Source organism: Sphingomonas sp. CD22 (genome assembly GCF_034556155.1).
Lineage (GTDB): Bacteria > Pseudomonadota > Alphaproteobacteria > Sphingomonadales > Sphingomonadaceae > Sphingomonas.
Map to the genome: position 1 here is coordinate 648,711 of NZ_JAYDYX010000001.1, position 25,306 is coordinate 674,016.

Here is a 25,306-nt window from a genome sequence, read left to right on the forward strand (position 1 = left end):
GCTTTCCTGCCGCCTGTTCTGTAAACCTAGTGCATGACACGCCCCTTTGGTTTCAATAGCTTAGACGGAGCCTGTAAACCGTTTGCCGGGCGTTGCGGCTCGCTGGCGTGCCGCCGGCGGCCTGCTTTTCCGGCGCGCAAATCAAGCTGGGTAGGGCGTTGATGTCGCTGCTCGCCGGTCCTGACAAAGCTTGAGGGAGTGGTGCGCGTCAGGCCAGCTGCTGATTAAGAGACAGCGGCCCGCTCTCCTACGTTTCCGACTTTTCCCCTCTCTGTTCCCCGTAGCACCCCCTTAGCGGGGTGGAACTTGTCGGAAGGGCAATTGGGTGCTCAAGGTCGTCATGTTGAGCGGTAGTGATTCTGTTCAGAGAGGACGCCCCTTGGATAGCCAAAATCAGCCAGCGCCGGATCGGCGAACCCTGACCTTTTCTCAGGCGGAGGGCGCCGAAGCGATACCATCTCAGTTGGCTCTGCGGCAAATTTCACGGCCATTAGCTGTCCAGTTGTGGGATATTTTGTATTCCAGCATCGTTGGCGATATGAGGATGTATAATAAGTCGTATTCACTAGGTGTGATGTGGACAAACGTTCTTATTGAATATCACATGGAAGTATTGGGGCAGTTTTCAAGTACATTTAGTGACGAATTTGTTACATGGCGCGACCGGCTTCAAAAGCTATTCAGTGATGGAAATTATATTAAGATATTGGAGTTGGTGCAATTCGTTATTCGCAGCCCGCACAAACCAGAAGGAATTGTCAAGCAATTTGCGGCTGCACTTTCAAGGCATCAAGCCGCGTACTTCATAGACGGGGATACTATATATCCTAAAGCCTCTCTGGAGGAAGGTGTGGCGCTTGTGGATGCCTTAAACGCGCTCCGCCAATCGGAATACGGCGGGGCGAGGTCCCATCTATCGGCCGCGTCCCGACTCTTAGGCAGTGGTGATTATTCGGGAAGCGTCCGCGAAAGCATTAGCGCCGTTGAAAGCATCGCCCACGTTCTTGAGCCGAACGCCACCAAATTAGGAGCCGCTCTGTCAAAGCTTGAGGGAAGCGGACGTATCCATGGGGGGTTGAAAGTAGCTTTCGCGGCGCTGTATGGATACGCATCCGATGCCGAAGGTATTCGGCACGCGCTTGTGTTCGACAGTAAGGCTGAAGTCGATGAAGCAGACGCGCTTTTCATGATTGGCGCATGTGCAAGTTTCGTCACATTCGTGATTCGAAAAGGCGAACTTTCGGCTGGGCCGCGCTAATTTGATACCTGATGGTCGAGGATGAAGCGGCTCGCCAGCGAAGTAATTGCAATTAGTGCAATCGCGTTAACCGTCTTTGCATTCGCCAGCGACAGGTGCGGGAGCAATACAAAGGGTGCCTTTTAGGCATCCTCTCCTAAAACCTCTCACGGGTCGCTTTGCAGCGGCCCTTTTTTTGCGCGCTCGACGGAAGCTCAGTTGCAGCATAGGCTCGACAGATGACAGAGGACGACGCGACTTACCGGCTGGGCGAAGCGCTCAACCACCTCCACGCCTTCGCGGCGCGGTTCAGCGGCGAGGAATATGTCGATGAGGCGAGCGCGCTGACCACGGATGACCTCGGCCACATCCTCGACCTACTGGAGAAAACCCACGCGATCGCCAAGACGGCGCCGAAGCTCTGATGTGCAATCGAGCGCGTTTCGCCGGCGAGCCTGAGACCCTGTTCGAGCGCTTCGGGGCGAGTTGGGCGCAGGACGTGGTCCGGCCGAACAAAGACCCTCAAGAGCTGTTCCCGAAATCAAAGGCGTTCGTCGTGCGCGAGGAGCGCGGGCGGCGCTCCGTCGACGTGATGCTGTGGGACGTCCTGGGCGGGGGCGCGAAGTGGCCGATGACCAACGTCCGCAACCTCGGCCTCCCGCAATGGCGGAAGCTCGCGGCCGAACCAGAGAACCGGTGCTTGGTGCCACTCACCGAATTCTGTGAATGGACGCCCGATCTGCACCAGGTTGGCGAGGGCAAGCCGATCAAGGGGGAGATGTGGTTCGCGGTGCCCGCCCAGCCGGTGTTTGCGGTCGCGGGGTTCTGGCAGCAGACGGCCAAGGGGCAGGGGTTCACGATGGTGACCTGCGATCCGAACGAACTTGTCGCGCCGATCCACCCAAAAGCGATGATCACGATCCTGCACGAGGCGGATTGGGATCGCTGGCTCCAAGGATCGTACGACGATGTCGTCGCTTTGCAGCGGCCATATCCGGCTGACAAGATGACCGTCAGGGGGCCGGTGTTCCCGACCCGCGGGGGTTAGGCCGCGCCGATTCAATGGGTTGCCCGAATCAGAACAAATGTGGAACATGGTGGCCGCTGATCGAATCGGAGCCGCCTCATGTCGTCGCGCGAAAATCTGCGCCAGCTTGCCGCTGAGCGGGGCGAAAGCCTCGCTGCCCTATCCGCCCTGATCGGGCGCAATGCTGCCTACCTCCACCAGTTTGTTACGCGGGGATCGCCCAAGCGGCTTGAGCCGGATGACCGGCTGCACCTGGCAAAATATCTCAACGTGGATGAGCGCAAGCTGGGCGCACGGGACCCGTGGGAGCCAGTCATATGAGACGGCTCGGCCGCGAACAGCTGCGGACGAACATCTGGGTCGCCCTTTCCGTCCTCAAGCCTTACGAGAAGCGGGCGCTTGGCCTCAACATCGAGCGAATCCGTGAGGCCGTCGCCGACGATCTGGTCCGTAGGATCATGGGGTCGCCCGATAGCGAGACGGTGATCCTCCAGCCGGATATGGCTGGCCCAGCGCACGCGCCGTGGCTCGGACGCTGGGGCATCGACGAGCCGCACCCGCATCCTGATCTGGAGCCCCGCTGATGTCCCGCTGTCGCCTATGCACCAGCAACGACATCGACGCCGTCAACGAACACCTCGCCGAGAAGCTATGGGATAGCCGGATCGCGAACCTTGAAGGGCCGATCCCGTGGAGCGAGGCGGGCGCAACGTGGCAGGCCGCCTTCCGCGAGCTTGCCGTCGCGGCCCGGCAGGCGCTGAGCCAAGCGTGACCCAACCGCAATGCCGGTTACGCTTCCAGATCAATAGCCTAGGTTCGAGACACGCCGTCGCGCTAGGCGTAGCCTTCGAAATGCCCGAGTCGCTGACCTCGCATTCGGACATGCAGCCTTCGAGCCCGCCTGCCGCCCCCCCCGTGCGGGCGGGCTCCCTTTTCGTTGGCAGCAGATCGCCGGCAACGCGGCAACCGGGGCGTTGCCCGTCGAACGACAGTAAATGCGCGCTGATGGAGTAGGGCTGGCAGATAAATAAAAGAGGCCCAACCTCTCTTTTCCAATTGACGGAAGAGAGGTCAGGCCCCATAAAGCTCTTGTCAGAAGGCAATTCCGCCCCTGACAATCGGAGTACGAGAGATGCTAGCTCTCTACATCCGGTTCATCACGAAGTGGTTTACGATCGAAATCGGAACCCGCTTCTAACATGACCGGCCCCCGGACCTAGAAGACTAGGCCGGGGTGCCGGCACCAGAAATAGGGCGACCCCGATGGTGATGCAAGGCGAAGAGATGAAGGCGCTCCGGACCCGTGCCGGGCTGTCGCAGGCGGAGCTCGGCGAGGCGATCGGCATGGCTCGCGAGACGATCGGCGCGATGGAGCGGGGCACGCATGGCATTGAGCTGAGGACGGAGCTTGCGGTCCGTTACGTTGCGGAACCTCGGATCAAGGTGCGTCAGGAAGCCGCCACCGAAGCGACTGGTCAGGTAGTGGCTGCGGTCTTCGGTCAAGGCCCAGCGGCGACGATGAGCATCGCGGAAATCGAGAAGGCGCTGCGCCCGCTGCTAGACAAGAGGTATCAGCGCAAAGCTGATTAATTTGGAAGATGGCCCGCGAGCGCCGGATAAGGGGTTCGAAGCAAGTTACGGCATAGGTGCGGAGCCGGGGATCGATTGGCGTCGGCGGGCGAGGCTCGACGATAGGTCGATCACTCCCTCACCAAATTTTGCCTCGACGCCGTCGAAATCCACCAAATCCCTTATCCTGCGCGCGCGCACCGTTCCGGTTGCCCCAGCGACGTTGACGTAGAGCCCATTCGGTTCTGTATCTTCCGTCACCACGCAACCGGCTCCGATCATGCATCCATGCTCGATTGTTACGCCCGGATTCACGGTCACCCGCGCCATGATCCAAGAGCCCGCTTTCACGGTGATAGGCGCCACGATGATGCTGGGCGAAGACCGACGCGCCGGGTCGCCGCTGTGCGGGTGCGAGCTGGTCGTGAAGATGCTGTACGCGGCTACGCGGGCGCCATCTTCAAGCGTTAAGCGGGCGCCGCCGTCGTAGTAGGCGAAGTTGTTCAGCATCGCATTGCGACCCATCACGATGTCCGCCGACGCCAGCCAGCAAGAGTGGCGCACGGTTGCCGTGGGATGAATCTGCGCGCCCGCGTAATTGAGCAGCGCGCGCCGTATCCGATCGGAGAGAAACACGGACCCTTGGATGCGGAGGATCACAGAGCGGAATTTTGTTCGCCGCCAACCTGTGTCGCTCATCGTTGAATCTCCCGATGCCTTACCGACGGTCAATGGCAGGCATGCTGACCCATGAGCAAGTAAATTAACTATTCAGGGCATAGCCCTTATCATCGATCAATCAATGAATGATCGTGGCTCTGCATCTTTTAGCCGGCCGCGTCGTGTCTATGGCGTCTCACGGGCTCGCAAATTGTAGTATCCGTGGGGTATAAAATCGCTATGGGCGGACACAGACGGATGCGCATACCGTCGGGGGTCATGGGGGGATGGATAGTGCGTCGAGTAATTGAAATCGCAGAAGTGATCGTCGGCGTTCCGGTGCTTATTGCACTCATTGCCGGCAGCATGATCGCCGCCCTCTTTCGAGACACGTCAATAGGTTAACGGGAAAGCGCGCGATCGCACGCCTTCCCGCCAGACCTTACGCCTTTTCGATGATGCGGCCGCCGCTGAAATAGCCGAAGCCGCTCAACGTACCGTTCGAGCCTCGACCATTCTTGAAGCTGAAGGCGATTTCGCCGTTCGTCGGCGCGATCCCGGTGAAAGTCACGACCTGGGTCGAGTTATTGCCAGCGTCGAGCTGTTTCGTCACGCCGTTGACCGTGAAGTCGGTGTACCGCTCCGTCGCCGTGCGCGATCCGAATAGCTCAAGATCGTAGAGCTTGGAGTTATCAAGCCCCGAAATCTTGAGCGTGCTCGATGCTTGGTTCTGGTTGAAGTAATAGCTCTGCATGACGTTATCGGGATAGACGCCCGAATTGCTGCCGGTCGTGACGCCGGTGTTGGTCGCGCCGCCGTCTCCGTTGACGACCGTCGACCCGGTCCATCCCGTATCGACGCCGGCCGGGGTCTTGAAGGGCGTCGCGACGAGGCCCGTTCCGGCGGCGTAAGTCCAGCGGTTCCAATCCGCGGGCGTTGCCGGCGACGCGCTTTCCCCAGGATCGAACTGCGCCATCTTCAGGGTGCTGCCCTCGGCAACGTCGGTGATGGTGACCGTGATCGTCTTATCGGTCGCATTACCCGCGGCATCGGTAGCCCGCACAGTCACCACATAGGAGCGGTTCGCATCCGCGTCCGTGGGCGTTTCATAGTCCTGCGCCGGCAGGGTGAGCACGGCGCCCGCCAGCGTGAACTTGGCCGCGTCGGCGCCGCCGACCTTGCTCCACGTCACCGACTCATTTGCCGCGAGGGTAACGCTGAAGGCGGCATTTTCCGGCTGACTGAAGGCGCTGGCCGTCGAGATGACGGGTGCAGTGGTATCAGCGGTGCTGCTGCCGGAGCCGACCGCGAGCGCGGAGCTGGTGACGTCAATCGGCAGCGCCAAGGCGCTATTGTCATGCAGCACCGTGGCGTCGTCTGCTGCCAGCGCAGTCGGGTTATAGATGATCGTCGCACCACTTCCGCGGGAGGCATGGGTAAGGCGGACGCTGGTCGCCGACTGCCGAGCCGCGGCACTGATCGCTAGCGCCGCACCCGCGCTGTCAAACATGCGGAAACCGGTGATGCCGGTCGTCGGCGTGAAGTCGGTGCCGTCGACGTGCTTAACGGTGATATCGGTCTGCGTATCCGACACGGCGACTGCCGCTGACAGGTAAGCAGCGCGCTTCTGAGGCGTGCCATTGACCAGAGCAATGACCTGCGCCGCGAAGCGGGCGGCGGTGATGATCTGCGAGGGTTCGGTCTGATGCGTGTTGTCGCGCGTCGGCAGATCGTAAGTCGAAAAGCCCAGCCGCACATTGGCGTCGTTATTGGCGACCTGCATTTCGGCCTCGCGCTGCCAGCGGAGCGCGTTTTGATTATCCGGCTCATCCTGCGTGGTGCCGATGAAGAAGGTCAGGTTCGGCAGCCCGGTGCCCGCCCGGACTTTCGAAATGACCGATCGGAGCAACGCCGCCTGCGCAGCCGTCGACGAGCTGTTGATCTGGCCATAATCAACGTCATTGTATCCGACCTGAAGCAGGACGGCGGTCATGACGCGGCCGGTGGCGATCGCGTTCTTGATGCTGTTGATTACGCCCGTCAGGACGCCGCTGGTATCGCTCTCCCAGCCGGCCAACGTGGTGCCGCTGGCTCCGCAGCGCATATAGTGGACCTGCCGGCCGGTGGCGGCATAGATAGCCGTGCCCGCCTCCATCCCCATGCGCCCCTTTTCGAGGCGACCGTAATTCGTGCCCCCGTCGGAGGCGAGGACGTTGTCGTTCGGCGTGCCGCCCGTGTAATTGTTGAGGTACTCGGCGGGGCTCGAAGAGCCCATGAATGCCATGACGATCGGCGCAGTCGATGCCCCGGCCGCCGTGACCGTCCGCGATACGACCGACGACAAGGCCGTTCCGCCCGAGCCCGCCGCCGTCTCCTGATAGGTGAGCGTGCCGCCGGCCGTCGGCGTCGCGGTGAGGCCCGTGCTGATCACGCTTCCGTTGAGCGACCACGCGCGCGAAGTGATCGAGCCGTTGCTGACGGTGCCCGGCGTGGCCGTGAAGGTCGCCCCGGCGCCGCCGGTGCTCGGGCTTACGGTCGGCTGCGCGGTGAAGGTTGGCGCGGCGGCGGCGGCGGAGCCGACAGCAACCTGCAAGACCGTCGATTGCGTCGTGCCGCCCGAGCCCGTCGCCGTTTCCTGATAGGTCAGGGTGCCCGACGATGCGGGCGACGCGGTCGTGCCGGTGCTGATCACCGTGCCGTTGATCGCCCAGGCGCGCGAGGTGATCGAGCCGTTGCTCACCGTGCCCGGCGTGGCGGTGAACGTCGTCGCACCCGCGGTGCCGCTGCTCGGGCTGATGCTGGGCTGCGCGGTGAACGACGGCGCCGGGGTGGGCGTCGACGTGGCGGCGGCGACGCCGGCGGCCTGGACCGACGACGAGGTCGTGCCGCCGGGGCCGGAGGCGATCTCCTGATAGGTGAGCGTGCCGGACTGCTGCGGCGTGCAAGTCAGGCTGGTGCTGATGGCCGTTCCGTTGAGCAGCCACGAGCGCGAGACGATCGCCCCATTCGTAACGGTGCCGGCGGTGGCGGCGAACGTCGTCGAGCCTGCGACGCCATTGCCCGGGCTGATGCTCGGCTGCGACGCAAACGCCGGTGCCGGGGTGGGCGTGGGCGTGCCCGCGGCCTTCAGCGCTGCCAGATCGATCAGCATCGCATTGATGGTATCGCGGATATCGCGGTTCGACGCTCCGTTGGGGATGTTCGTCAGCACGGTCATGGTCGGTAGCTCCTGCGGGTCGGCATGGGTGAGGTCGCGCGCTCGTCAGCCAAGCGGCGCGGCGGGGTCGATTTCGTTGGTGAGCTTGCGGACGCGGCGGCCCGGCCAGCTCGCGTGATGCGGCCCCCAGGTGATCGCCGCACCCTCGGGCGGGGCGGCGCCCGCGGGGATGAAGAACAGGAGGCGGTCGCCGTTCGGGCGATCAATGAGCACCCGCTGCGCTGCTTCGTTGGTGTTGGGGACCGTGCCGGGATCGACGTGAACGACGCGCCCGGTGCCGCTCACTCGACGCCGAACAGGGGCAGGAGGACGCGCGCGAGCAGCGCGGCGCGGGGCGATGCGACCTGATTGTAAAGGGTCTGCACCAGCTCGCGGGCGATATCCTCGACGTCGCCGGCCGGCACCTCCATGCCCTTGTCGGCGATCAAGCTGACCAAGGCGGGCAGGGCCTTCGACACGACGAGGTCGGCCTTCTGCTTGCCGGAAAGGCTGTCGTTCGCGAGCGACAGGATGTTGTCGCGGGCATCTGACGCAATCGGCAGCGTCAGCAGGACGGCGACGATCTTCTGCGTATCGGTGGGGGTGACCTTGATCAGCGCCTTCGGGAGGACGCTGCCGAGCAGGCCACGGAGGAACGATTTGACGCGCATGGGGACTTCCTTCGGTGAACCGGGGGTGACGAGCTGGTTCAGCCGCCGGCGGGCCGCGCGCTGGTACGCGGCGGCATGAGACGACTGATCGAATGGGTGGCGGAGCTGGTGCGGCGGTTCAGACGAGCCGCGTCAGATCGGGGCGGGGCGGCGCGACCGGCCCCCACCCGCCGGACGCGAGCCCGTCCTGAAAGACCGCGGCGATCGCGGCGATCTGGGCGGCGCGATCGGCCCCGTTGATGATGCGGCGCGCCTGGGTGAATTGCGCCAGCGTGGCGAACCCGAACGGCGGCAGGTACGTGGCGAGCTTCCGACCGGTGAACCAGCCTTCGTACATGCCGCGGACCATGATCTGCGAGCTGATCACGGGTTCGAGGGCGCGGCTATAGTCGGCGATCAACGCGCCCTTCAGCCCGAGCTCGGCGTCGGCGCGGGCGTAATTGTAATCCCAGGTGAGTTGCACGTCGCTGCGGCCGTAGGCGATCTGGCCGCGGTGCTTGCCGGGAACGCCGTATTCCTTCCCCCGCCCGCGGCCGATCTCTTCGACCGGCTGCATCTTCTGCCCGGTTTCCCAGAATGACGTCGCCAAGCCGTAGGCGACGAAGGCGATTGGCGCGCCGACCGCACCGAAGGCGTCGAGCTTGCACTGCATGCCGGCGAGTTGCAGCGCGTTGATGGCGCCGCCCCTGAATAGCGGGCGGACGCGATCAAAGAACGCCTTCGGGCTGACAAGCGCGCACGGCGCTGCCTTCGCCGGCGCGGGGGCCGTCGTCATGTCGATTATCTCCGAAAGGGGGTCTCTGCGAAACCGCAGGGACGGGTCAGGGGGTCTTGTCGATCTCGCGCAGCGTGGCGGTCATGTCGGACGGCACGGGCCGCTTGCCGGGGATGACGGCGTCGAGCGCGTCGATGGCGCTCTGCCCGCGGCGCTTGAAAAAGGTGATGATGCCTGCGCCGGCCGCGCCGCACATGCCGCCGGTGCCGAGTGCAGCGAAAAGGTCGACCTGATGCTCGACGATCCACACAGCGGTGACGAGCAGCGCGATCCCGGTGACGATGCCGTCAAGAAGCCAGCGCTTCGGCCCTTTGGCGTCGAGGGTGATGAAAAGCCGCACCATGAAGCAGGTCAGGAGCCCGACGCACATGGAGCCCGCCGGGAACGAATAGCCCAGCACCGACCAGATCACCGGTACGGTGGCGGCGGGAGCGGCAGCAACGACCGCCTCCCTCATCATCGAAGCCCGACGGCGGCACCCGCCATCAATAGGCTGACGACCAGCACCAAGGCGGGGCGGCGCAGTTGCGGCCAGCGCGACCACATATCGACGGGCAGCGGCGTCTTACGAAGCTGGTGCTCGATCATCGGCTCGGCGAGCATATGGAGCCCCATCCATATGAAGCCGCAGGCGATCGACGCGGGATCAAAATACCGCTTCATTTCGGCGACGCGCTCGACGGTGGCGACGTCCCCCGACGACCATGACCAAAGGCTGATCGCCTCGGCAGCGCCGCGACTGGCGATCGCGCAGCCGGCGAGAAAGACGATGATCCGATAGATCGATACGGGGTGCGTCGGGTGATCGATGTGGCGGAACGCCCAGAGCCGCCGCGCCTGCTTCCCCGCCATCATTGTCCCGAGACAGGTCGCCGCCGTCATCACGAACAGGTTCCATGCAAGCAACGTCGGGTTATCCGCCAGAGACGGCGGCGCAAGGGTTGCAGCGTTGCGCATGGCTTCGCCGATATAGTTGCTGGTTGCGGTCGCGTTCATGCGGCACCTCGATCGGTCGGCGAGGGAGGGATCGAGCTCCACTCGATGCGGCTTGCGGCTACGATCGCGCCGAGTGTCTTGGCATTGGCGACAGCGGCCTTGGCCCCCATCCGAAGGCCCTCGATCGCCGATCCCGCGGCGGTCCACTTGTCGGCGCGCTCGATCACCGCTGCGACCAGATCGGCCACCGACATTCCTCGAGCTGCCGCTTCAGCGGCGAGGAACGGGACGGTGGTGCGCTTGTCGATGATCCACGCCCGCGCCTCCGCTTCCTTGCGCTGGTAGATCAGCGCCTGGCCGGCGCCGGGGGTGAGAAAGACCTGCCGCGCCTGTTCGGCCTGCATGTCGATCAGGTTCGAGCTCATCTTGCGCAGCACGTCGAGGTCGAGCGCCTCACCTTCGAGCGCTTGGGAGGGCACCAGCACCAACGCGAGGCCCTCCGGCAAGACCTGCCCTGCGGCGGCCCCGGTGACGCCGCTGCCGCGCCAGCGTTCCGCCCCTGAAGCGAGGTCGTAAACGATCCAATATTCCATGACGTGCCCCTTCAGACGGCTGCGCGCTTCAGCTCGGTGATTTCCATCGTCGAGCCCGCCAGCACCGTCAGGGCGCCGTCCGGCTCAAGATTGCGGATTGAGAAGATGATGGTGTGATTGCCGGCCGCGAGGCCGGTGACGAAGGCGGGCAGGGTGATCGGCATTGCGCCCGCCGAGCGCTGATTATCGAGCACGATATTCACGGTGCCGGTCTGGTAGAGGGCGCCGTCGATCGTGATGTAACCGACGAACTGAAGATCGTCGGGGCTTTGCAGGCTGGCGTATGCGAGGATGCGCAGCGTGCTGTTCGCCTCCACTTTGTTGAAAGTGGCCTGAAAGATGGTGGTGCCGATCACGCGGCCACCGCCGGTCCCCCCGGTCCCACCACCGCCGTCGCCGGGATCGTCATAAGTCGGGTACGGGAGCGCCATGGCGGTTCATCATCCATAGGGGATCGACATGCTGCCCGGCAGCGACAGGAACATGGCCTGTTGTACCGATGAGGCACCCATCTTCGTCGAGGTGATCGAGCCGTCGACGAAGAGGTCGCCGCCTATTCTGCCGTTTCCGATCAGCTCCCAGGCGCCGCCGAATTGATCCGACCAGAGGCTGAGCCGCGCGACGCCGTTGCCGCCATCGGCGAGCAGTCGAACGTAAGCCGTCGCCTTGCCGGCGAGGTCGACCAGCGTGCCGGCCTGCTGCTGCACCGTGGCTACCGTGCCATTGTAGGCGCTGCGCAGGTCCGTCACGCTTTGCGTCACGACGCCGATCTTCGGATCGACGACCGCGGTCACTCGCTCGTCGATCCTCGCCGACAGGTCGGCTCCGACCTGCGCTTCGACGGCGGCCACTCGCTGGGCGGTCGCGAACCGTCCGTCGGTGACAGCCGTCTCAACCGTCGACAGGCGGCCCCGCGCATCGTTGAGCGAAGCCGTGATCGTGTCGCTGCGCTGGCTGAGGGCGGTGTCGCGGTCGACCGCAGCGCGCTCGACCCTGCTGATCTCAGCGCGGACGTCGGTGTTCGTTGTCGACAGCGCCGCCGACACGGTATCGACGCGGATGCCGAGGGCGCGATCGGCCTCGCTCATCGCGCTGTTGGCCTGGTCGACGCGCGTGTTCGTCTTGCTGTCCCGGCTGACATAGTCGGTCGTGATCGAGTCGATCCGTTGCCCGATCGCCGTGTCGGCATCGCTGAGCGCCGTCACCGAAGTGGTGATGCGCGTGTTTGTCGCCGCGTCGCGCCCCAGATAGTCGGTAGCGATGGTATCGATTCGGCGGCCGATGGCGGCGTCGGCGCTGCTGAGCGCCGCGACCTCCGTCGTGATCCGGGTGCCAGTTGCCGTATCGGCCGCCTTGTAATCGGTGGTGACGGTGTCGATGCGCTGGCCGAGGGCGGTGTCGCGGGTCGACGAAGCCAGCTCGACCCGGCTGATCTCGGCGCGGGTGGCGGTGTCCTTGGTGGTGACGTCGGTCACGATGGCGTCGACGCGCTTGCCGATCGCCGTGTCGGCAGCGGAAAGGGCGGCAATCGAGTCAGTGATCCGGGTGCTCGTCGCCGCGTCGGCCGCCTTATAGTCGGTGGTGACCGTGTCGATCCGCTGCCCCAGCGCCTGGTCGCGGGTCGACGATGCCAGCTCGACCCGGCTGATCTCGGCGCGGGTGGCGGTGTCCTTGGTGGTGACGTCGGTCACGATGGCGTCGACGCGCTTGCCGATCGCCGTGTCGGCGGCGGAGAGGGCGGCGACCGAATCGGTGATCCGCGTGCTCGTCGCGGTGTCCGCCGCCTTGTATTCGGTGGTGACGGTGTCGATCCGCTCGCCCAGCGCCTTATCGGCGGCCGACAGGGCGGTGACCTGGGTCGTGATCCGCGTGTTGGTGGCGGTGTCGCGTCCGGTAAAGTCGGTCACGACGCTGTCGATGCGCTGGGCGATTGATCGAACGTCGTCGGTGCGGACCAGCCGCTCCGTCTCGATCAGCGCCCGAACCTCGACGTCGTTCTTGTTGGTGACGACCGTCAGGCTGTCGATGCGCCGATCGAGCAGCTCGTCCTTGCCCTGCGCCCGGTGCGCCTCGGCGTTGAGGTCGGTCATGGCCGCGTCGATGCGGGCGTTCGCGCGGCTCGCCGCCAGATCGGTTGCGACGCCGGCCGCCGCCAGCTTCGCCTCCGTGCCCGCGATCGCCGCGTCGAGCGCGATGCCGGCGGAAACGAGCTTGCCGTTCAGGTCGGCCAGCGCCTGATCCGCCTTCAGCCCCGCCGTCTTGATCAGCGCGTTGGCCGCCGCGACGGCGCTGTTCACGGCCGGGATCGTGACGTTTTCGAGAATATCCGACCGCTGCTTCACCGACTTGGCGTCGGCGATGATCTGCGCCGCCGGCACCCCGCCGACCGCGTTGGTGTCCTTCGACGTTTCGTCGCCGGTCTTGTCCGCGTCGGTTGCCGGCTTGGGGCCGCTGACGTTTTCCCATGGGATCGTGAGGGGTGCGGCGGTCACCGCCTCGCTGAAGCCCTCGATCGACAGCGTCAGCTTGCTGATGCTTTCGCCGACCTCGACGCTGAAATCCTTGAAGAAGCCGTAGACGATCAGGCTGTCGACACCCGCGTCGCCCAGCCACAAGGACGGGATCGCGCGCACCGCGGCAATCCGGCCGACGACCTGATCGACTGCGTCGGTGCGGATCGCGGCCTTCGCCGCCATGCGCTTCGCCCAGGCGCGCGGCACGATCGCCACCTCGCCGAAATCGTCCGTCTCGCGGCGGCTGTAATCGGTGATGCCGGACGTCGCCGAGCCTTCCGTGACGCCGAGCGGCCGGAGCGCGCCGAGCAGCAACGTCCCGACTGATACGGTGCCGTCGCCTGTGGCGGTGTCGCCCCATTCCTTGACGTCGCGCCAGCCGCTGCCGTCATCCCATGACGGGGTCGGCACGCTGGCGGTGCCGTCGATCGCGTCGCGCCATGGGTCGGTATCCGCCCAACTCGCCCGGTCGTCCCACGGACGCGCCTGCGCCGTCTTGCCGAGCGGCGTCAGGGTGACGGTGATGCTCGCGCCGGCCGCGGCGAACAGATCGAGGAACAGGGCGGAGCCCGAGCCGTCGGTGACCGCCTGGGTCCGGTCATAGCCCGGCGCCTGCGCGCGCACCGTGGCGGCGTTGGTGTCGAGGATCGCAAGGCCCGACACCCTCGACGTCGGCTTCAGCGTCACGGCGATCGGCGCGCTCGCCAGCGTGGCAGAGCCGATCGCCTGATCGAACATCGCCCAGCGGTTGGTCGGGCCAACGTCGAGCCATGCCCCGGTCGTCGCTGCCGGATCATTGCCGGCGTTGCGCGCGATCAGGCTTTCGAAGACGCGATGCGTGGCGCCGCGGGTGACGCGCTGGCCGATCGCATAGGCGCCGGCGGCTGTCCATTCGACCGCGTCATCCTGGGCGACGCTGGTCGAGGTCAGAATCGCGTCGGTGACGGTGATCGGTTGCAGCACCTGAAGGTTCGACACCATGCCTGCCGGCGCGGGGTCGGTGCCGTCGTCGGTGAAGGCTTCCTCGCCGGTGAGGCCCTCGACCGTCAGCGCGCAATAGCTGAGCGGCGCGACCGCATGGTCGACCTCGAATTCCTTGTAGAAACCGCGCACGGTGAGGCTGCCGAAGCGATCGTCTCCGATCCACGTCGCCGAGGTGGCGCGCAGGTCGGCGAGCTGGCGCTGGATCGCGTCGACGTTTTCGAACGGCACGGCGAGGCGCACCGACATGCGGCGCGAGAAGCCGCGCTGAACAACGGTGGTGACGCCATAGTCGTCGGTGACGCGCCGGCTGCGGTCGATGATGCCGATCGTCGGCGCCGTCTCGACATCGCCCAGCTCGATCGTGCCCGCCTCGGTGACGACTCTCATCGCGCGGCGCTCGCATTGCCGACGCTGATCGCCATGCCGCCATGATCGGCGGTGATATCGTCGAGCTTGCGGTCGATCCCCTTCGTGTTGCCCGCGATCGCGGCCAATCCGGAATTGATGTCGCGGCGAAGGCCCTCCAATTCTTCGCGCAGCGCCGCGTTGTCGGCGGCAAGGTCGTCGTTCGCCGGCGCCGGTGCCTTGCCGGTGGCGACGTCGGCGGCCGCGATCATCGTGTCGATCGGCATCACGGCCTTGCCCGACGCGGCGGCGCCGCCGGCGAGCGCGCTGACCACGCCATAAGCGGCCTGGCGGCTGGCGTCGTTCATCGCCTGCACCCGATCCAGCTCCTGCCGGCTGGTGGCCTGTTCGGCGGTGGGCGCGGCGGCCCCGTTGCCGAGCGCGCTGATCACGCCATAGGTCGCCTCAAGGCTCGCCGCGGTCATGGCGCGGACGCGTTCCAGCTCCTGCCGGCTGGTCGCCTGCTCGGCGGCCGCGGCGAGCAGCGCCTGGCTGAGCGCCGGCAGGCCCTTCGCCGCGTCCTGATCACCGCCGCGCGCCGCGCTGGTCGCCGCATTGAACTGGCCCTGCAAGGCTGCGAAGCCGTTGCCGTTGCCGGCGTCGGTCAGCCCGCGAATGCGCTTCACCTCATCCATGAGTCCATCGCCGACCGACGTCCACGCATCGCGCAGCGCCTCGGCGGCCTTGGCCGCTTCCTGCGCATCCTGAATCGCCCAAATCTGCTGTTGCAGGGCGCGGTTGCTGACGTCGAGCTTGGCGAGGTCGAGGGCGCGCAGCGTCGCGGTGTCGCCCTTCAATTCGAGCAGCTTGCGCTCAAGGTCCTGACGCTCTGCGGCGATATCGGCCGCGCTGCGGGCACCCTCCATCGCCGATTGCAGATCGGCGAACGCCGGCGCCAGCTTGAGCAGCGTGGCATAGGTCGACTGCCCGGCCGCGGTGGTGAGGTCTTGCGCCTCGACCAGCGCGCGGAAGCCCGACAGGCTCGCCGGCATCGCCAAGCCCAGGCTGTCGAAGACGCGGGCGAACTGCGCCGTCTTCGCCGCGGCCTGCTCTTCCTTGGTATAGAACGCCTCGAAATAGGCGCCCGCCGCACTGGTCAGGTCGCTGACGCTGTCGAACTGGTCGGCGAGCGCGAGCTTCGCGTCGATGCTGAAGCCCTTCGCCGAGGTGCCGAGCAGGTCGAGCGAGTTGCCGACCGCCTCGATCGTCGACGCCACCCGGACCAGCGTCTCGAACGCGCCTTCGCCGACCTTCTGGAAGCGCTCGAAACCGGGGAAGGCCGTCGTCGCCATCTTGTCGGCCGCCGCGCCGAAGACGGCGGTGAGCTTCTCCTGAATCTGCTCGCCGGTCAGGCCCTTGAGGTCGATCTTGCCGATGCTGACCACGAAGCTGTTGAGCCGCGCCTGCACCTCGCCGGTGGCGACGCCGAGCGGCCCGGCCGCGGCGGTGATCGCGTCGTTGAACTGCCGCAGGATGAGCGTGAACTGATTTTCGAGGCCGGCGTCCGCGCCCGTATATTTGGTCGAGTAGGACGTGCCGGTGCTGATCCCGAGGAATTTCTTCTTCTTCTCGACGTCCGAATAGTACGACGCGTCGAACCCGCCGCCCAGGATGCTGCCGAGCTGCTGATCCTTGCCGTAGAGGCCGCTGCCGACGACGGTCGTCTTCGAGCCGAATAGCGATCCGATCAGGCCACCAACGGCACCGATGATGCTGCCGACCACCGGGATTTTGCTGAACAACCCGCCGCCGGTGACAATGCCCGAAAGCAGCTTGCCGGTGGTGTCGGAGGCGAACCCCTCCTTCACGCCCGCTGACGCGTTGACGTCGCCCGCGCGCACGACCAGCGCCGCGACGTTGCCGATCTGGCTGTCGATCGACTTCAGGGACGCGGCCATCTGGCGCGCATAGGTGTTGGTCAGGGTGTCGACCTCCTTGAGCGCGTCCATCGAGCGCTTCAGGCTTTCCGACTGCGCGCCGGTATCGCCGAGCACGGTGCCGGTGCCTTCGTTCGCCTTCGGGAGCGTGTTCTTGCCGCCGCCGCCAAAAAAGCCGGTCACGATGCCGAGCGAGGCGAGGGCGGCGGCCATCACGGCCATGCCCGCTAGGTTGAACGGGAACGGCGAGGATGCGGCGGTTTTCGCCATGGCGGCAGTGCCGTCGGCGGTCGCGCGCAGCGCCGAATTGGCGACACTGCTCGCGGTGAAGGCGGTATCGGTCGCCGCGCCGGCCGCAGCCGCAACGGTGCGCGCGGTGGTGACGCCGCCGATGAGGCCGAGCTGCACCGCGGCGTTCTTCACGGCCATGGCGAACTCGATCGCGCGGAAGACCTTTTCCGCGGTCGCCATCGCCTTGTAGCCGGCGGTGCCTTCCTTGAAGAAGCCCTTCGCCGCGGCAGCCATGTCGCCATAGACGGCGGTTTGCGCCGAAGCGGTGCGCAGCGCGAATAGCTGGTTCTCGCGCGCGATCCGGTTCTGGTCGGTGCCCGCTTCCTTGATCGCGGCATCGTGCGCCTGCTGAAGGCTCGCTTGCTCCGCATAATAGGAGGTCATCACGGTCGCAGCGTTGCCGATGGCGGCGCCGACCTGGCCGAACGCGTCCGCCATGCCCTGCGCGGCGCGCTGGGCTGTCTGGTCGACTGTGTCGAACAGGTCAGCGGTGGCGCTGAGCGACGCATTGAGCGCGTCATTCGCGTTGGCGACCGCCTGATGCCCCTTCGTGATCTCGACCTGCTGCGCGATGTACGCGGCGCGGCGGGCGGGGTCGGTGAACTTGGCTTCGGCCTCCTGCGTCGCCTTGAGCGTCGCCAGCCCGATCTCGCGCGCATCGTTGGTGGCGCCGACCAGCCGCAGCTCTTCGGCAAGCGTGGCGATCTCGTTGCGGCCGCCGGCCATGTCGGAATTGAAGCGCCCGGCCTCTTCAGCGTCGGTGAGGTCGGCGCGCGCCTTCCGCTGATCCTGAAGCGCCTTCGTCGCGCGGGCGGCGGCATCGGCCAGCCCGAGCTTTTCGGCGGCCTGCACCGCAGCGAGCAGCGGCAGGTCGGCGATCTGGGCGGCGATGAGGTCATTCGCGCGCTCGGCGGGAACCAGCCCGGCCGCCACCGCCGCGTTGACCTGCTGCTGCGCGGCGATCTGATCCCGCATGCCGGCGGTCGATTTGGCGGCGTCGGATACGCGCTGCGCAATCGCGAGCTGCACCTGGCGGGACACCGCCGCCGTGATATCGGCCTGCTGCTTGATCGCCTTGCTTTCGGCCTTCACGCGCGCCTCGGCGATCAGCGCCTCGGCACCGGACACGCCATAAGCATCGGCGAGCTTGTAGAGGTTGCGGATTTGCGCCTCGACCGCCTCCGCGTCGCGTACCAGTGCTTCGGCATGCTTGTCGGTCGCCGGCTTCTTCGGCGTCCGGTCGGCGATCAGCTCGTCGGCCTTCTTCTTGAGCCGCTGCTGCGCCTTTTCGGTGGCATTGGCGCCGACCTTGGCGACGAAGGCGTTCGAGCCGTTGACGAACCCGGCGACGCGCGCCGCGTACGCCTTGCCGAACGTCTCGCCGATGCCGCTGCCGGCGTTGCTGATCGCGGTAGCAGCCTCGCCCTTGCCGATCGCGCCGAGGATCGGCGAAATCCAACCGGCGATCGACTTCACCCAGCCGGCCACCCATTGGTAGACGGTGTTGAAGACGGACCCGACCGTCTTGCCCGCCCACTGCGCCGCGGCCACGACCGGGGCGAAGAACTGCGACGCCGCCGCGGCGATCGCCGAGATATACCTCGAGACGGTCGACGACATGCTGCCCCAGAGGGCAACGATGGCGTCATAGGTCCCCGCGAACGTGCCGTAGATGCTGGCGAGAAAGCCCTGCACCTGCTTCATGTCGTCGGGCGCGAACAGGTGATCCATGATCGACTTGCCGCTGCCGCCCAGGTCGGCGCCCTCGGATACGGTCTGCCAGAGGCCCGCGAGCAGGTCGCCGGTGGTGATCGACTGATCGCCGAGCTTCTTCATTTCCTTCTGCGTGAGGCCGAGCCCCGCCGCGTACTTCTTCATGTCCGCGTCGTCGTTGAGCTGGTTCTGCCAGCGATAGACGGCGACGCCAGCCACCGCGGCTGCCGCGGCGAGGGGGAGGAACGACAACGCCAAGCCGCCGATCTCCTTGGCGAACCCCTTGACCCCACCCTCCGCCATCATGGCGATCTGCGCAATCTGGCCGCCTTGCTGGATGAAGACGGTCATCGGCTTCTGACCGGTGAGCAGCCCCTGCACGATGTCGGGCATCTGGATCGCGAACTGCTTCACCGCGAAGCCGCTCTTGTTCGCCGACGTCGCCATCGCCTCGTGCTGGCGCGCGGTCGCAGTCAGACGCTCGGCGAGCACCTGCTGCTGGCGCGCATATTCGGCCGGGGCAGTCGCGCCGGCATGGTAGAGCCGCGTGCTTTCCGCAATTTCTTCGTTGAGCCGGCGCGTGGCGGCATAGAGCGGGTCGGTGGATGCGCGCAGGCGCTCCGCCGCGGCCGCGTCAGCCTCCATTGCAGCTTGCGAGCCGCGGACCATGCTGGCGAGGCGGGATTGCTCGTCAGCGGCCTGCCGGGCGGCGCTGGCGACCAGCGCCGTCGCGCGCGCCTCATCCTCCGCCGCCTTCGCCGACAGCGCACCGAAGCCGGCACCGGAATCGACTGCGCGCGGGCGATCGGCGCCGCTCGTGCGATCGAGCGCGCCCTGCAATAGCGCGCGCTCGCGAAGCTGGCCGTTCGCGTCAGCGATCGATCGCGCGAGGTCGCGAGCCGCGGCGGCCTCCGCTGCCATTTGCGCCGCGTGGCGATCCTCGGCGTCGGCCTGGCGGGCCGCCGACAGCGCGCGGGTGCTGGCGAGCAGGCGATCGGCTGCATCGGTGTTGCCGTGCTGCGCGGCGGTGAGCGCAAGCGTCTCGATCCTCATGTCGCGCAGCTCGTCACGGGTCTTGCCGACGGCTGCGGCCTCGCCGTCGAGGCGGCCGATCATCAGCTCGATCGCCCGCTCGGTCTTGTTGATCTCGGCGCGCGCGGCAGCCGCGCCGCGAGTTGCCGCCGGCGCAAAGGCGGAAATCATCGAGGGGCGGGCGAGGGTGGCGTCGAGCGAAGCCTTCGCCTCGCCTACGCCCGCGAACGCCGCCCCGGCCGTGGCGAGGTCACGCGTGGCGGCATCGGCGAAGGCTTTGACACTCGACGTCGCGCCGCCGAGCTTGATCCCACCGGCCGCCGCCTCGATCTCCGCCGCCTTGCGCACGAACTGCGCCGTCTTGTCATCGAACATCTGGGCGAAGCGGAGCATTTCCGCGAATGCGCCTTCGGTGTTGATGACAAAGCCGACCTCAAGGGCTTCGCCGCCGGCGTCGTCGTCGATCATCGGCGGCCCCCTTTCAGTATCAGCCCAGCACCGCGCGGAGCTGAGCTTCTTCGATCTCGATCTCGCGAGCGGTCACTGGCGCGGCCCATGGCGGCGGGCAGTTTTCGTCGTCAGCCTTGTGGCTTTCGGCGAGATACGCGGCGGAGAGACGGCGGATCAGCCGCCCCTCCCACGGTTCGAGGTCAACGGCGGTGCGCTCGCACCATGCGTTGATTTCCCGCCACGACAGCGGTGCGGCGCTATCGCCGGCCGGCTGGGTCAGGCCGATTTCGAGCAACCGGTCGATAATATGCGGTGCCGGGTTGGGCGGCATTGGCGGAACGACCTTCTTCGCCTTCAGTGCGGCGATCCGGCTGAGCCTCGGCGCGGTCGACTGCTCGGCGAGCTTCCCTCGCCGCGACCGGGGGTCCGGTTTTGGCGTGGCCTGAAGCCACGCCATGTGCCGGATATAGAGGGTCAGGCCGCGTTCGAGGCGGCCTTGAAGTTTCCCCAATCGCCGACGAACTTCGTCACCTGCTTGGTGATGAAGCCGAGGCCCTGGTCGGCATAGGCGGCGCGGAACATGTCGGCGCCGACGAGCGCCGGGCCGCCCTCGGGGGGCTGGTATTCGAAGCCTTCGAACGCGATCGTGATCGAAGCGAGGTCTTCGGCCGTTTCGGCGACGCGCTCTTCCTGCGTGGCGGCGGTGATCTTGCCGTCATTGTCCTGCATGCGCTTCAGCGCGCGGGCGGACTGACGCGACTCGACGGCGCCGTATGCCTTGCTGCCGGGGCCATGGACGATGATGCGCATCGGAACGGTGCGCTTATCGTCGGCGTAGAGCGGTTCGCCGTCGGCGCTCTTGATATGCAGGGGGGCGGTCGCGGCAACGGCGGCCGTGGCGATGTTGAAAATCTTGGTCATTGGAGAGTCCTTCGCGGGAGGATGGTGCGCCAACCCACCCCGCGACCCGCGACGACGGGGCGAGCTGGCGCATAAGGACCGGCGTCGCGGGCGCCGGGTAGGGAAGGGGATCAGGTCGTCGGTGCGGCGACCTTGACAATCTTCGTGCAGATTTCGATCGTCGGCGCGCCCGTCAGCATGCTGTCGGCGCCGTCGGCGGTTTCCGGCATGCCGAAGTTCCGGCCCTGGAAGTAGCGCTTCGCGCCATCGGGATAGGTGACGCGGAACGAATAGAGCTTCTGGCTCTCGTCGTCGGCCGACGTCTGCATGATCGCCTGGCCGGCATCGGAGCTGTCGAGCGCCATCGACGGTTGCAGGGCGCCGTAGTCGGCCGATCCCTTGAACTTCTGCTTCGCGCCCTTGAGGGGCTGGAACTCGACTTTCGCGAAGCTCGCGCCGATCGAGCCGAGCTTCTCGACCTGGCCGACGTCGGTGAAGGTGAGGGCGGCATAGCCGGTGGCGTCGGCGGTGGCCGGCGAGGCGACCGAAATCGCAAGCGCCGAGCCTGCGGCGGTAAGGGAACCCATAGTGATGATCCTCGTGTCGTCATACCGGCAGGCGCCGGCGGGGGATCGCCCGCCGGGCGGCGGGCGAGCGGGTTACGCGGCGGCCTTCGCCCGGCGAACGGGCGCGGCGCGGACCAAGCCGGCGGCCTTGAAATTCTCGAAGCGGCCGGCTTCCAGCTCGGGCGTATCGTTGGCGGAAAAGCGCTCTTCGGTGGTGGCGTCGGTGAAGTCGCGAAGCACGACAGCCTTGATCGGCGCGGCGGTGGTATCGGCCATGGTAGGTTCCTCTTTTCTCATGCTGCCGCGTCGAAGCTGACGCGGAAGTCCTGGGTCTGCTCGAAGCTGTTCGCCGGGCCGCCGACGTCGGGGCCTGTGCCGGCGGTGAGGATCGAGACGCGAAAGCAGCCCGAGAAATCGCCCGTCAGCCCTGCGCAGCACGCGCGGATGAGGCGGATCGCGGCCTTCTGATCACGATACGTGGCGGCGCGCACCGCCACCGAAACGCGCTCTTCGGAGCGGATGAGCGGCCCGCGCTTCAACCGCTGGCGATCGACGACGCTGACGCTGCGCACCAGAATAGCGGGCAGGGCGACACCGTCGGGCAGCTTGCCCGCCTTGATGCTGGCGGGCAGCACCAGCGCGGTCAGGGGTTCGTATGCGCGCAGAAGCGCGCCGATGATCTCGACCCCGCTCATTCGCTCGACCCTTCCGGTTCGTCGCTGCCGATGATCCCCGAGGGGGTGACCCGCGCGCTGATGTAACTCTGCATCGCGGCGCGGGAGGCGCTCGCGCTCAAGTCGAGCGACGTGCGCATGAACGGATTGGCCTTGGCGCCTTTGTGCCACACGGTCTTGCCGACGAACTTGCCGCCGATGAGCAGTGACCCGGTTTCGGTGTCGTTGATCCGCCGGACGGTGCGCCCCTCCCGCTGGCTGTCGTCCACCGATATGAAGTGCGGGTCCGTGCCATATTCCGCCCAGGTCGCCAGCGACCGCGGCCATTGGCCTTTGACGCTCACCTTGACCACGATCCGACCTGGCTCGCTCTTCGTGCGGAGCGTCAGCGCTTCGGTGATTTCCTCCGCAGGCGACCGGCGCTTCATCTCGTCGAGCAGCACCGCGCCGCCCGCGCGCCCTGCGCCGCGCAGCAGCTTCGCCTCGATCTGGGCGGGCAGCCCTTCGATGTAGCGCCGCGTCTCGGCGCGACCGCGGACGGTCGGCATCAGGCGGGATTGCCTGCCGAAGTGTAATCTTCGACCATGAATTCGACTTCCTCGCGGACGCCGAGCTCGGCGGGGCCGGAAATGATCTGCATCACCCGGGCGCCCATGACGAAGCGCATGCTCGCGTCGACGTCGGCGCGGTAGCGCATGCGGACGCGCGCCGGGCGCTTGGCGATGTTGATTCCGTCGGCGAGACTTTCGGCTCGGCTTGGGAGCACGTCCTGCACCTCCGCCCAGGCCCCGGACACCTTCTGCCATTCGCCCGATCCTGCGCCGTCGAGGCTGTCGTCGGCGACGGGGCGTTCGATGATGAGGCGCCGATTGTAGCGGCTGGCGCGTCCCTTCCCGGTCGCCATCAGAGGCGGCGGAGCCGGAAGCGGCCGCAGAGGCGTTCCGCTGCCTTGACCGCCTTCAGGAACAGGTCGCCGCCTTCCCGATCCTCGTCATAGGCCGTGATGAGGATGAGCATCGCGCGCTTCATGTCGCGCGGCACCTCATCGACGGTGGCATAGCCGGCGGTGATCGTGACGGTGAACGGCTGGGCGGCGTTGCGGAAGGGCCAGAATAGCCCCGTTGCGGGGAAGATGCGGGCCGGGCGGCGGGTGACGTCAAGCCGCGCGTTGGCGATGCCGATCGGCGACCCGTCGGCGCCGAGGTATGCCAACGCGGGCAGCGCGGTCGCGGCGATCGGCCATGCGGTCAGAGCGACCGGCTTGAAGCCGGCGACGTGCTCGACGACCTCGCGCTCTGTCAGCAGATGGCCGGTATAGCCCTCGACCCAGGCGGCGGCATCCTCGATCCAGCCGCGCAGCTCGTCGTCACGCGACGCGTCGTCGCTTTCGAGCCGGAGCTGCCGGCGCGCTTCCTCGAACGAGACGGGAAAGGGCATCGGTCACCTCACTCGCAAGCGGGTGCTGACGCCGGGCAAGGGGGCAGCCCGGCGCCAACTTCGGTCAGGCGTCGGGCGACGCCTTCAACTGCTCTTCGACGATCTCGTGGCCGGGGCGCGCGGGGTCGTTGAAGTCGATGCGGTTCTGATCGACCGTGGTGCCGGCACGCGGGTCGTTGTCGACGGCGGGATGGTCGACGTCGATATCGGTCACCTGCCGCGGCGCGCCCGACGGCGAGAAGTCGCTGGCGGCGGCAAGGTCCGCCGGCCCGGAGGTGTCGAGCGCGGCCGCGGTGCCGACGACGGCGCTGTCGCCCTCATTGCGGACGGTGGCAGTACGAGTCTTGGCGGTGGTGGCCTTCGCCTTGGGCGCGGCGGGAGCTTCTTCGGTCATGTCTACCTCGGGAAGGTTGGGCGCGAGCGATAGGCCCGGCGTGTCACGCCCCGGCCGGGATGGCCGGGGCGGTTGGCGCAGCTTACGAAGCCGCGATCTTCATGGCCTTCATGGCGTCCGGGTTCTGGACGCCGCCGCCGACGCGCTTCGTGGTGTAGAAGCTGACGAACGGCTTGTTCGTGAAGGGATCGCGCAGGACCCGCGTGCCCATCCGATCGATGATCAGATAGGTGCGCGCCATGTCGCCGAAGAGCAGCGCCGTGGCGTCGGCCTTGACGGCCGGCATGTCGGGCATGTCGACGAGCGCGTAACCCGCCAGCGTCGAGGGCTGGCCGGCGACGAAGGTGGGCTGCCAGATGTAATTGCCCTGGCCATCCTTCAGCTTGCGGATCGCGCCAAGCGACGAGCGGTTGGCGTAGAACTTCGCATTCGCCGCATAGGCCGCCGGCAGCGAATAGATCATGTCGATGATCGGATCGGTCGCGAAGTCCGCCGCCTTGCCCGACACGGTCTGCTTGATATCGCCCCACGGATGCCGCGCAGCGTTCGCGCCACCGGTGACGTAGGTCAGCAGACCATACGGCTTGACCGTGCCGTCACCCGACAGGAAGGCGATGCTCTCCTGCCGCTCGAACTCGGCTTCCACCTCGCTCGCCAGCCACTTCTCGATGTCGATCTCGCTGTCATCGAGCAGCGTCTGCGATGCCGCCGGGTTCGCGTAAATCTCGCCCACGCCGAAGGTCAGCGCCGTGAACTGCGGCGTCGAGGTGGCGGGACGCGATGCCGTCTCGCCGACCCAGCCGCTGCCGACCGCGCGATCGGTGAACAGCTTGGTGAAGCCTGCGCTCGTGATGGCCTGGACCGTGGCATTCTGGCGCATTGGCGAGATGAGCTTCAGGCGGCCGGTGATCGTACGGTCCCACTCGACCGGGGTCGTATAACCGCCGTTTTCGTTCGAGCCTTCGGTCATCGCCGCACGGATGCCGGTCCGCTGCGCGGCCTTGATCTCGTGCTCGCTCTGGCCGTCCTTGAAATACGAGAAGAACTTCTTCGCGTAATCCTCTTCGTCGGCGGAGCGGGGGCGGTGGCCGCCGGTGCCTTCGAGCGCGGACGCGGCCAGCTTGGCGTTGATCCCTTCGAGGGCCTTTTCGAGGTCGGTGACGTTCGCGCTGATCGCGTCGAACTTCGCCACGTCGAGCGGGTCGACCTTGGCCTCGATCTTGTCGAGCCGCTGATCGTTGGTGTCGCGCATTTCCTTCACCGCGGCCTGAATCTGCGCGATCAGGGCCTTCGGATCGGTGCCGTCCATACGAACGCGCGAACCCGCGATGGCGCGGGGCATCGGCGCGATCGTCGCACCGGCCGCCAGCAAGGCGGTCTTGGTCATCAGCTTGGACATGATCTTC

At 66.4% G+C, this 25,306-nt stretch carries 28 protein-coding genes; 7 read left to right on the forward strand and 21 right to left on the reverse strand.

From position 1 onward, the window contains the following. The first annotated feature begins 325 nt into the window (after positions 1-325). From SFC76_RS02880 to SFC76_RS02910, 7 genes are all read left to right on the forward strand, one after another. The gene (locus SFC76_RS02880) at positions 326-1,258 is read left to right on the forward strand and encodes an AbiJ-NTD4 domain-containing protein (protein ID WP_322847970.1); all 933 of its coding nucleotides are present in this window, start codon (positions 326-328) and stop codon (positions 1,256-1,258) included. 218 nt (positions 1,259-1,476) lie between these two features. Further along, positions 1,477-1,662: a hypothetical protein gene (locus SFC76_RS02885; protein ID WP_322847971.1), complete on the forward strand. Its 186-nt coding sequence runs from the start codon at positions 1,477-1,479 to the stop codon at positions 1,660-1,662. Beyond that, positions 1,662-2,285 carry an SOS response-associated peptidase family protein gene (locus SFC76_RS02890; protein ID WP_322847972.1) on the forward strand — a complete coding sequence of 208 codons (624 nt, stop codon included), beginning with the start codon at positions 1,662-1,664 and terminating at the stop codon, positions 2,283-2,285. The genes SFC76_RS02885 and SFC76_RS02890 overlap by 1 nt, the downstream gene beginning before the upstream one ends. A gap of 78 nt (positions 2,286-2,363) precedes the next feature. After that, the gene (locus SFC76_RS02895; RefSeq protein WP_322847973.1) at positions 2,364-2,585 is read left to right on the forward strand and encodes a hypothetical protein; all 222 of its coding nucleotides are present in this window, start codon (positions 2,364-2,366) and stop codon (positions 2,583-2,585) included. After that, positions 2,582-2,848 carry a hypothetical protein gene (locus SFC76_RS02900; RefSeq protein ID WP_322847974.1) on the forward strand — a complete coding sequence of 89 codons (267 nt, stop codon included), beginning with the start codon at positions 2,582-2,584 and terminating at the stop codon, positions 2,846-2,848. Before SFC76_RS02895 ends, SFC76_RS02900 begins: the two co-directional genes overlap by 4 nt. Continuing rightward, a complete protein-coding gene (locus tag SFC76_RS02905; RefSeq protein ID WP_322847975.1) occupies positions 2,848-3,036 on the forward strand; it encodes a hypothetical protein in 189 nt (62 codons plus the stop codon). The genes SFC76_RS02900 and SFC76_RS02905 overlap by 1 nt, the downstream gene beginning before the upstream one ends. Before the next feature lie 491 nt (positions 3,037-3,527). Then, positions 3,528-3,854, forward strand: a complete 327-nt coding sequence (locus SFC76_RS02910; RefSeq protein ID WP_322847976.1) for a helix-turn-helix transcriptional regulator — start codon at positions 3,528-3,530, stop codon at positions 3,852-3,854. A gap of 45 nt (positions 3,855-3,899) precedes the next feature. Here SFC76_RS02910 and SFC76_RS02915 read toward each other — a convergent pair whose 3' ends face one another. The 21 genes from SFC76_RS02915 to SFC76_RS03015 all read right to left on the reverse strand — a co-directional run bounded on the left by SFC76_RS02915 (position 3,900) and on the right by SFC76_RS03015 (position 25,299). Beyond that, positions 3,900-4,532 (reverse strand): acyltransferase, encoded by a 633-nt coding sequence (locus SFC76_RS02915; protein ID WP_322847977.1) that lies wholly within the window; start codon positions 4,530-4,532, stop codon positions 3,900-3,902. A gap of 403 nt (positions 4,533-4,935) precedes the next feature. Next, positions 4,936-7,710, reverse strand: coding sequence for a sialate O-acetylesterase (locus tag SFC76_RS02920; protein WP_322847978.1), 2,775 nt, complete (start codon positions 7,708-7,710; stop codon positions 4,936-4,938). A gap of 45 nt (positions 7,711-7,755) precedes the next feature. Further along, positions 7,756-7,995: a hypothetical protein gene (locus SFC76_RS02925; RefSeq protein ID WP_322847979.1), complete on the reverse strand. Its 240-nt coding sequence runs from the start codon at positions 7,993-7,995 to the stop codon at positions 7,756-7,758. Next, a complete protein-coding gene (locus SFC76_RS02930) occupies positions 7,992-8,360 on the reverse strand; it encodes a hypothetical protein (RefSeq protein ID WP_322847980.1) in 369 nt (122 codons plus the stop codon). The genes SFC76_RS02925 and SFC76_RS02930 overlap by 4 nt, the downstream gene beginning before the upstream one ends. A 118-nt stretch (positions 8,361-8,478) precedes the next feature. After that, positions 8,479-9,135 (reverse strand): hypothetical protein, encoded by a 657-nt coding sequence (locus SFC76_RS02935; protein ID WP_322847981.1) that lies wholly within the window; start codon positions 9,133-9,135, stop codon positions 8,479-8,481. A 46-nt stretch (positions 9,136-9,181) separates the two neighbouring features. Further along, positions 9,182-9,592 carry a hypothetical protein gene (locus SFC76_RS02940; RefSeq protein WP_322847982.1) on the reverse strand — a complete coding sequence of 137 codons (411 nt, stop codon included), beginning with the start codon at positions 9,590-9,592 and terminating at the stop codon, positions 9,182-9,184. Beyond that, on the reverse strand, positions 9,592-10,173 hold the full coding sequence (locus SFC76_RS02945; RefSeq protein WP_322847983.1) for a hypothetical protein: 582 nt from the start codon (positions 10,171-10,173) through the stop codon (positions 9,592-9,594). Before SFC76_RS02945 ends, SFC76_RS02940 begins: the two co-directional genes overlap by 1 nt. Beyond that, positions 10,128-10,664, reverse strand: coding sequence for a hypothetical protein (locus SFC76_RS02950; RefSeq protein WP_322847984.1), 537 nt, complete (start codon positions 10,662-10,664; stop codon positions 10,128-10,130). The genes SFC76_RS02945 and SFC76_RS02950 overlap by 46 nt, the downstream gene beginning before the upstream one ends. A gap of 11 nt (positions 10,665-10,675) precedes the next feature. Further along, positions 10,676-11,095, reverse strand: a complete 420-nt coding sequence (locus SFC76_RS02955; protein WP_322847985.1) for a hypothetical protein — start codon at positions 11,093-11,095, stop codon at positions 10,676-10,678. A 9-nt stretch (positions 11,096-11,104) separates the two neighbouring features. Further along, on the reverse strand, positions 11,105-14,548 hold the full coding sequence (locus SFC76_RS02960; RefSeq protein WP_322847986.1) for a hypothetical protein: 3,444 nt from the start codon (positions 14,546-14,548) through the stop codon (positions 11,105-11,107). Continuing rightward, entirely contained in the window at positions 14,545-19,947 is a 5,403-nt protein-coding gene (locus SFC76_RS02965; RefSeq protein ID WP_322847987.1) for a phage tail length tape measure family protein, read from the reverse strand. The genes SFC76_RS02960 and SFC76_RS02965 overlap by 4 nt, the downstream gene beginning before the upstream one ends. 19 nt (positions 19,948-19,966) lie before the next feature. After that, a complete protein-coding gene (locus tag SFC76_RS02970) occupies positions 19,967-20,386 on the reverse strand; it encodes a hypothetical protein (protein WP_322847988.1) in 420 nt (139 codons plus the stop codon). Positions 20,387-20,403: 17 nt separating this feature from the next. After that, entirely contained in the window at positions 20,404-20,883 is a 480-nt protein-coding gene (locus tag SFC76_RS02975; RefSeq protein ID WP_322847989.1) for a hypothetical protein, read from the reverse strand. A gap of 77 nt (positions 20,884-20,960) precedes the next feature. Next, on the reverse strand, positions 20,961-21,416 hold the full coding sequence (locus tag SFC76_RS02980; protein WP_322847990.1) for a hypothetical protein: 456 nt from the start codon (positions 21,414-21,416) through the stop codon (positions 20,961-20,963). Positions 21,417-21,488: 72 nt separating this feature from the next. After that, positions 21,489-21,671 (reverse strand): hypothetical protein, encoded by a 183-nt coding sequence (locus tag SFC76_RS02985; protein WP_322847991.1) that lies wholly within the window; start codon positions 21,669-21,671, stop codon positions 21,489-21,491. 17 nt (positions 21,672-21,688) lie between these two features. Beyond that, positions 21,689-22,090 (reverse strand): hypothetical protein, encoded by a 402-nt coding sequence (locus tag SFC76_RS02990; RefSeq protein WP_322847992.1) that lies wholly within the window; start codon positions 22,088-22,090, stop codon positions 21,689-21,691. Next, positions 22,087-22,617 (reverse strand): HK97 gp10 family phage protein, encoded by a 531-nt coding sequence (locus tag SFC76_RS02995; RefSeq protein WP_322847993.1) that lies wholly within the window; start codon positions 22,615-22,617, stop codon positions 22,087-22,089. Before SFC76_RS02995 ends, SFC76_RS02990 begins: the two co-directional genes overlap by 4 nt. Continuing rightward, positions 22,617-22,973, reverse strand: coding sequence for a head-tail adaptor protein (locus SFC76_RS03000; RefSeq protein WP_322847994.1), 357 nt, complete (start codon positions 22,971-22,973; stop codon positions 22,617-22,619). Before SFC76_RS03000 ends, SFC76_RS02995 begins: the two co-directional genes overlap by 1 nt. Further along, the gene (locus SFC76_RS03005) at positions 22,973-23,506 is read right to left on the reverse strand and encodes a head-tail connector protein (protein ID WP_322847995.1); all 534 of its coding nucleotides are present in this window, start codon (positions 23,504-23,506) and stop codon (positions 22,973-22,975) included. The genes SFC76_RS03000 and SFC76_RS03005 overlap by 1 nt, the downstream gene beginning before the upstream one ends. A gap of 64 nt (positions 23,507-23,570) precedes the next feature. Further along, positions 23,571-23,900 (reverse strand): hypothetical protein, encoded by a 330-nt coding sequence (locus SFC76_RS03010; protein ID WP_322847996.1) that lies wholly within the window; start codon positions 23,898-23,900, stop codon positions 23,571-23,573. A gap of 82 nt (positions 23,901-23,982) precedes the next feature. Next, positions 23,983-25,299: a phage major capsid protein gene (locus SFC76_RS03015; protein WP_322847997.1), complete on the reverse strand. Its 1,317-nt coding sequence runs from the start codon at positions 25,297-25,299 to the stop codon at positions 23,983-23,985. Positions 25,300-25,306: the final 7 nt, after the last annotated feature.

Bases quoted from the DNA above. Each gene is read 5' to 3' on its own strand.
- SFC76_RS03015 (WP_322847997.1), bottom strand. From the start codon at position 25,299: ATGTCCAAGCTGATGACCAAGACCGCCTTGCTGGCGGCCGGTGCGACG.
- SFC76_RS02885 (WP_322847971.1), top strand. From the start codon at position 1,477: ATGACAGAGGACGACGCGACTTACCGGCTGGGCGAAGCGCTCAACCAC.
- SFC76_RS02900 (WP_322847974.1), top strand. From the start codon at position 2,582: ATGAGACGGCTCGGCCGCGAACAGCTGCGGACGAACATCTGGGTCGCC.
- SFC76_RS02980 (WP_322847990.1), bottom strand. From the start codon at position 21,416: ATGGGTTCCCTTACCGCCGCAGGCTCGGCGCTTGCGATTTCGGTCGCC.
- SFC76_RS02890 (WP_322847972.1), top strand. From the start codon at position 1,662: ATGTGCAATCGAGCGCGTTTCGCCGGCGAGCCTGAGACCCTGTTCGAG.
- SFC76_RS02970 (WP_322847988.1), bottom strand. From the start codon at position 20,386: ATGGCGTGGCTTCAGGCCACGCCAAAACCGGACCCCCGGTCGCGGCGA.
- SFC76_RS02990 (WP_322847992.1), bottom strand. From the start codon at position 22,090: ATGAGCGGGGTCGAGATCATCGGCGCGCTTCTGCGCGCATACGAACCC.
- SFC76_RS02985 (WP_322847991.1), bottom strand. From the start codon at position 21,671: ATGGCCGATACCACCGCCGCGCCGATCAAGGCTGTCGTGCTTCGCGAC.
- SFC76_RS02905 (WP_322847975.1), top strand. From the start codon at position 2,848: ATGTCCCGCTGTCGCCTATGCACCAGCAACGACATCGACGCCGTCAAC.
- SFC76_RS02920 (WP_322847978.1), bottom strand. From the start codon at position 7,710: ATGACCGTGCTGACGAACATCCCCAACGGAGCGTCGAACCGCGATATC.
- SFC76_RS03005 (WP_322847995.1), bottom strand. From the start codon at position 23,506: ATGCCCTTTCCCGTCTCGTTCGAGGAAGCGCGCCGGCAGCTCCGGCTC.
- SFC76_RS02895 (WP_322847973.1), top strand. From the start codon at position 2,364: ATGTCGTCGCGCGAAAATCTGCGCCAGCTTGCCGCTGAGCGGGGCGAA.
- SFC76_RS02995 (WP_322847993.1), bottom strand. From the start codon at position 22,617: ATGCCGACCGTCCGCGGTCGCGCCGAGACGCGGCGCTACATCGAAGGG.
- SFC76_RS03010 (WP_322847996.1), bottom strand. From the start codon at position 23,900: ATGACCGAAGAAGCTCCCGCCGCGCCCAAGGCGAAGGCCACCACCGCC.
- SFC76_RS02915 (WP_322847977.1), bottom strand. From the start codon at position 4,532: ATGAGCGACACAGGTTGGCGGCGAACAAAATTCCGCTCTGTGATCCTC.
- SFC76_RS02955 (WP_322847985.1), bottom strand. From the start codon at position 11,095: ATGGCGCTCCCGTACCCGACTTATGACGATCCCGGCGACGGCGGTGGT.
- SFC76_RS03000 (WP_322847994.1), bottom strand. From the start codon at position 22,973: ATGGCGACCGGGAAGGGACGCGCCAGCCGCTACAATCGGCGCCTCATC.
- SFC76_RS02965 (WP_322847987.1), bottom strand. From the start codon at position 19,947: ATGATCGACGACGACGCCGGCGGCGAAGCCCTTGAGGTCGGCTTTGTC.
- SFC76_RS02950 (WP_322847984.1), bottom strand. From the start codon at position 10,664: ATGGAATATTGGATCGTTTACGACCTCGCTTCAGGGGCGGAACGCTGG.
- SFC76_RS02910 (WP_322847976.1), top strand. From the start codon at position 3,528: ATGGTGATGCAAGGCGAAGAGATGAAGGCGCTCCGGACCCGTGCCGGG.
- SFC76_RS02930 (WP_322847980.1), bottom strand. From the start codon at position 8,360: ATGCGCGTCAAATCGTTCCTCCGTGGCCTGCTCGGCAGCGTCCTCCCG.
- SFC76_RS02960 (WP_322847986.1), bottom strand. From the start codon at position 14,548: ATGAGAGTCGTCACCGAGGCGGGCACGATCGAGCTGGGCGATGTCGAG.
- SFC76_RS02935 (WP_322847981.1), bottom strand. From the start codon at position 9,135: ATGACGACGGCCCCCGCGCCGGCGAAGGCAGCGCCGTGCGCGCTTGTC.
- SFC76_RS02940 (WP_322847982.1), bottom strand. From the start codon at position 9,592: ATGAGGGAGGCGGTCGTTGCTGCCGCTCCCGCCGCCACCGTACCGGTG.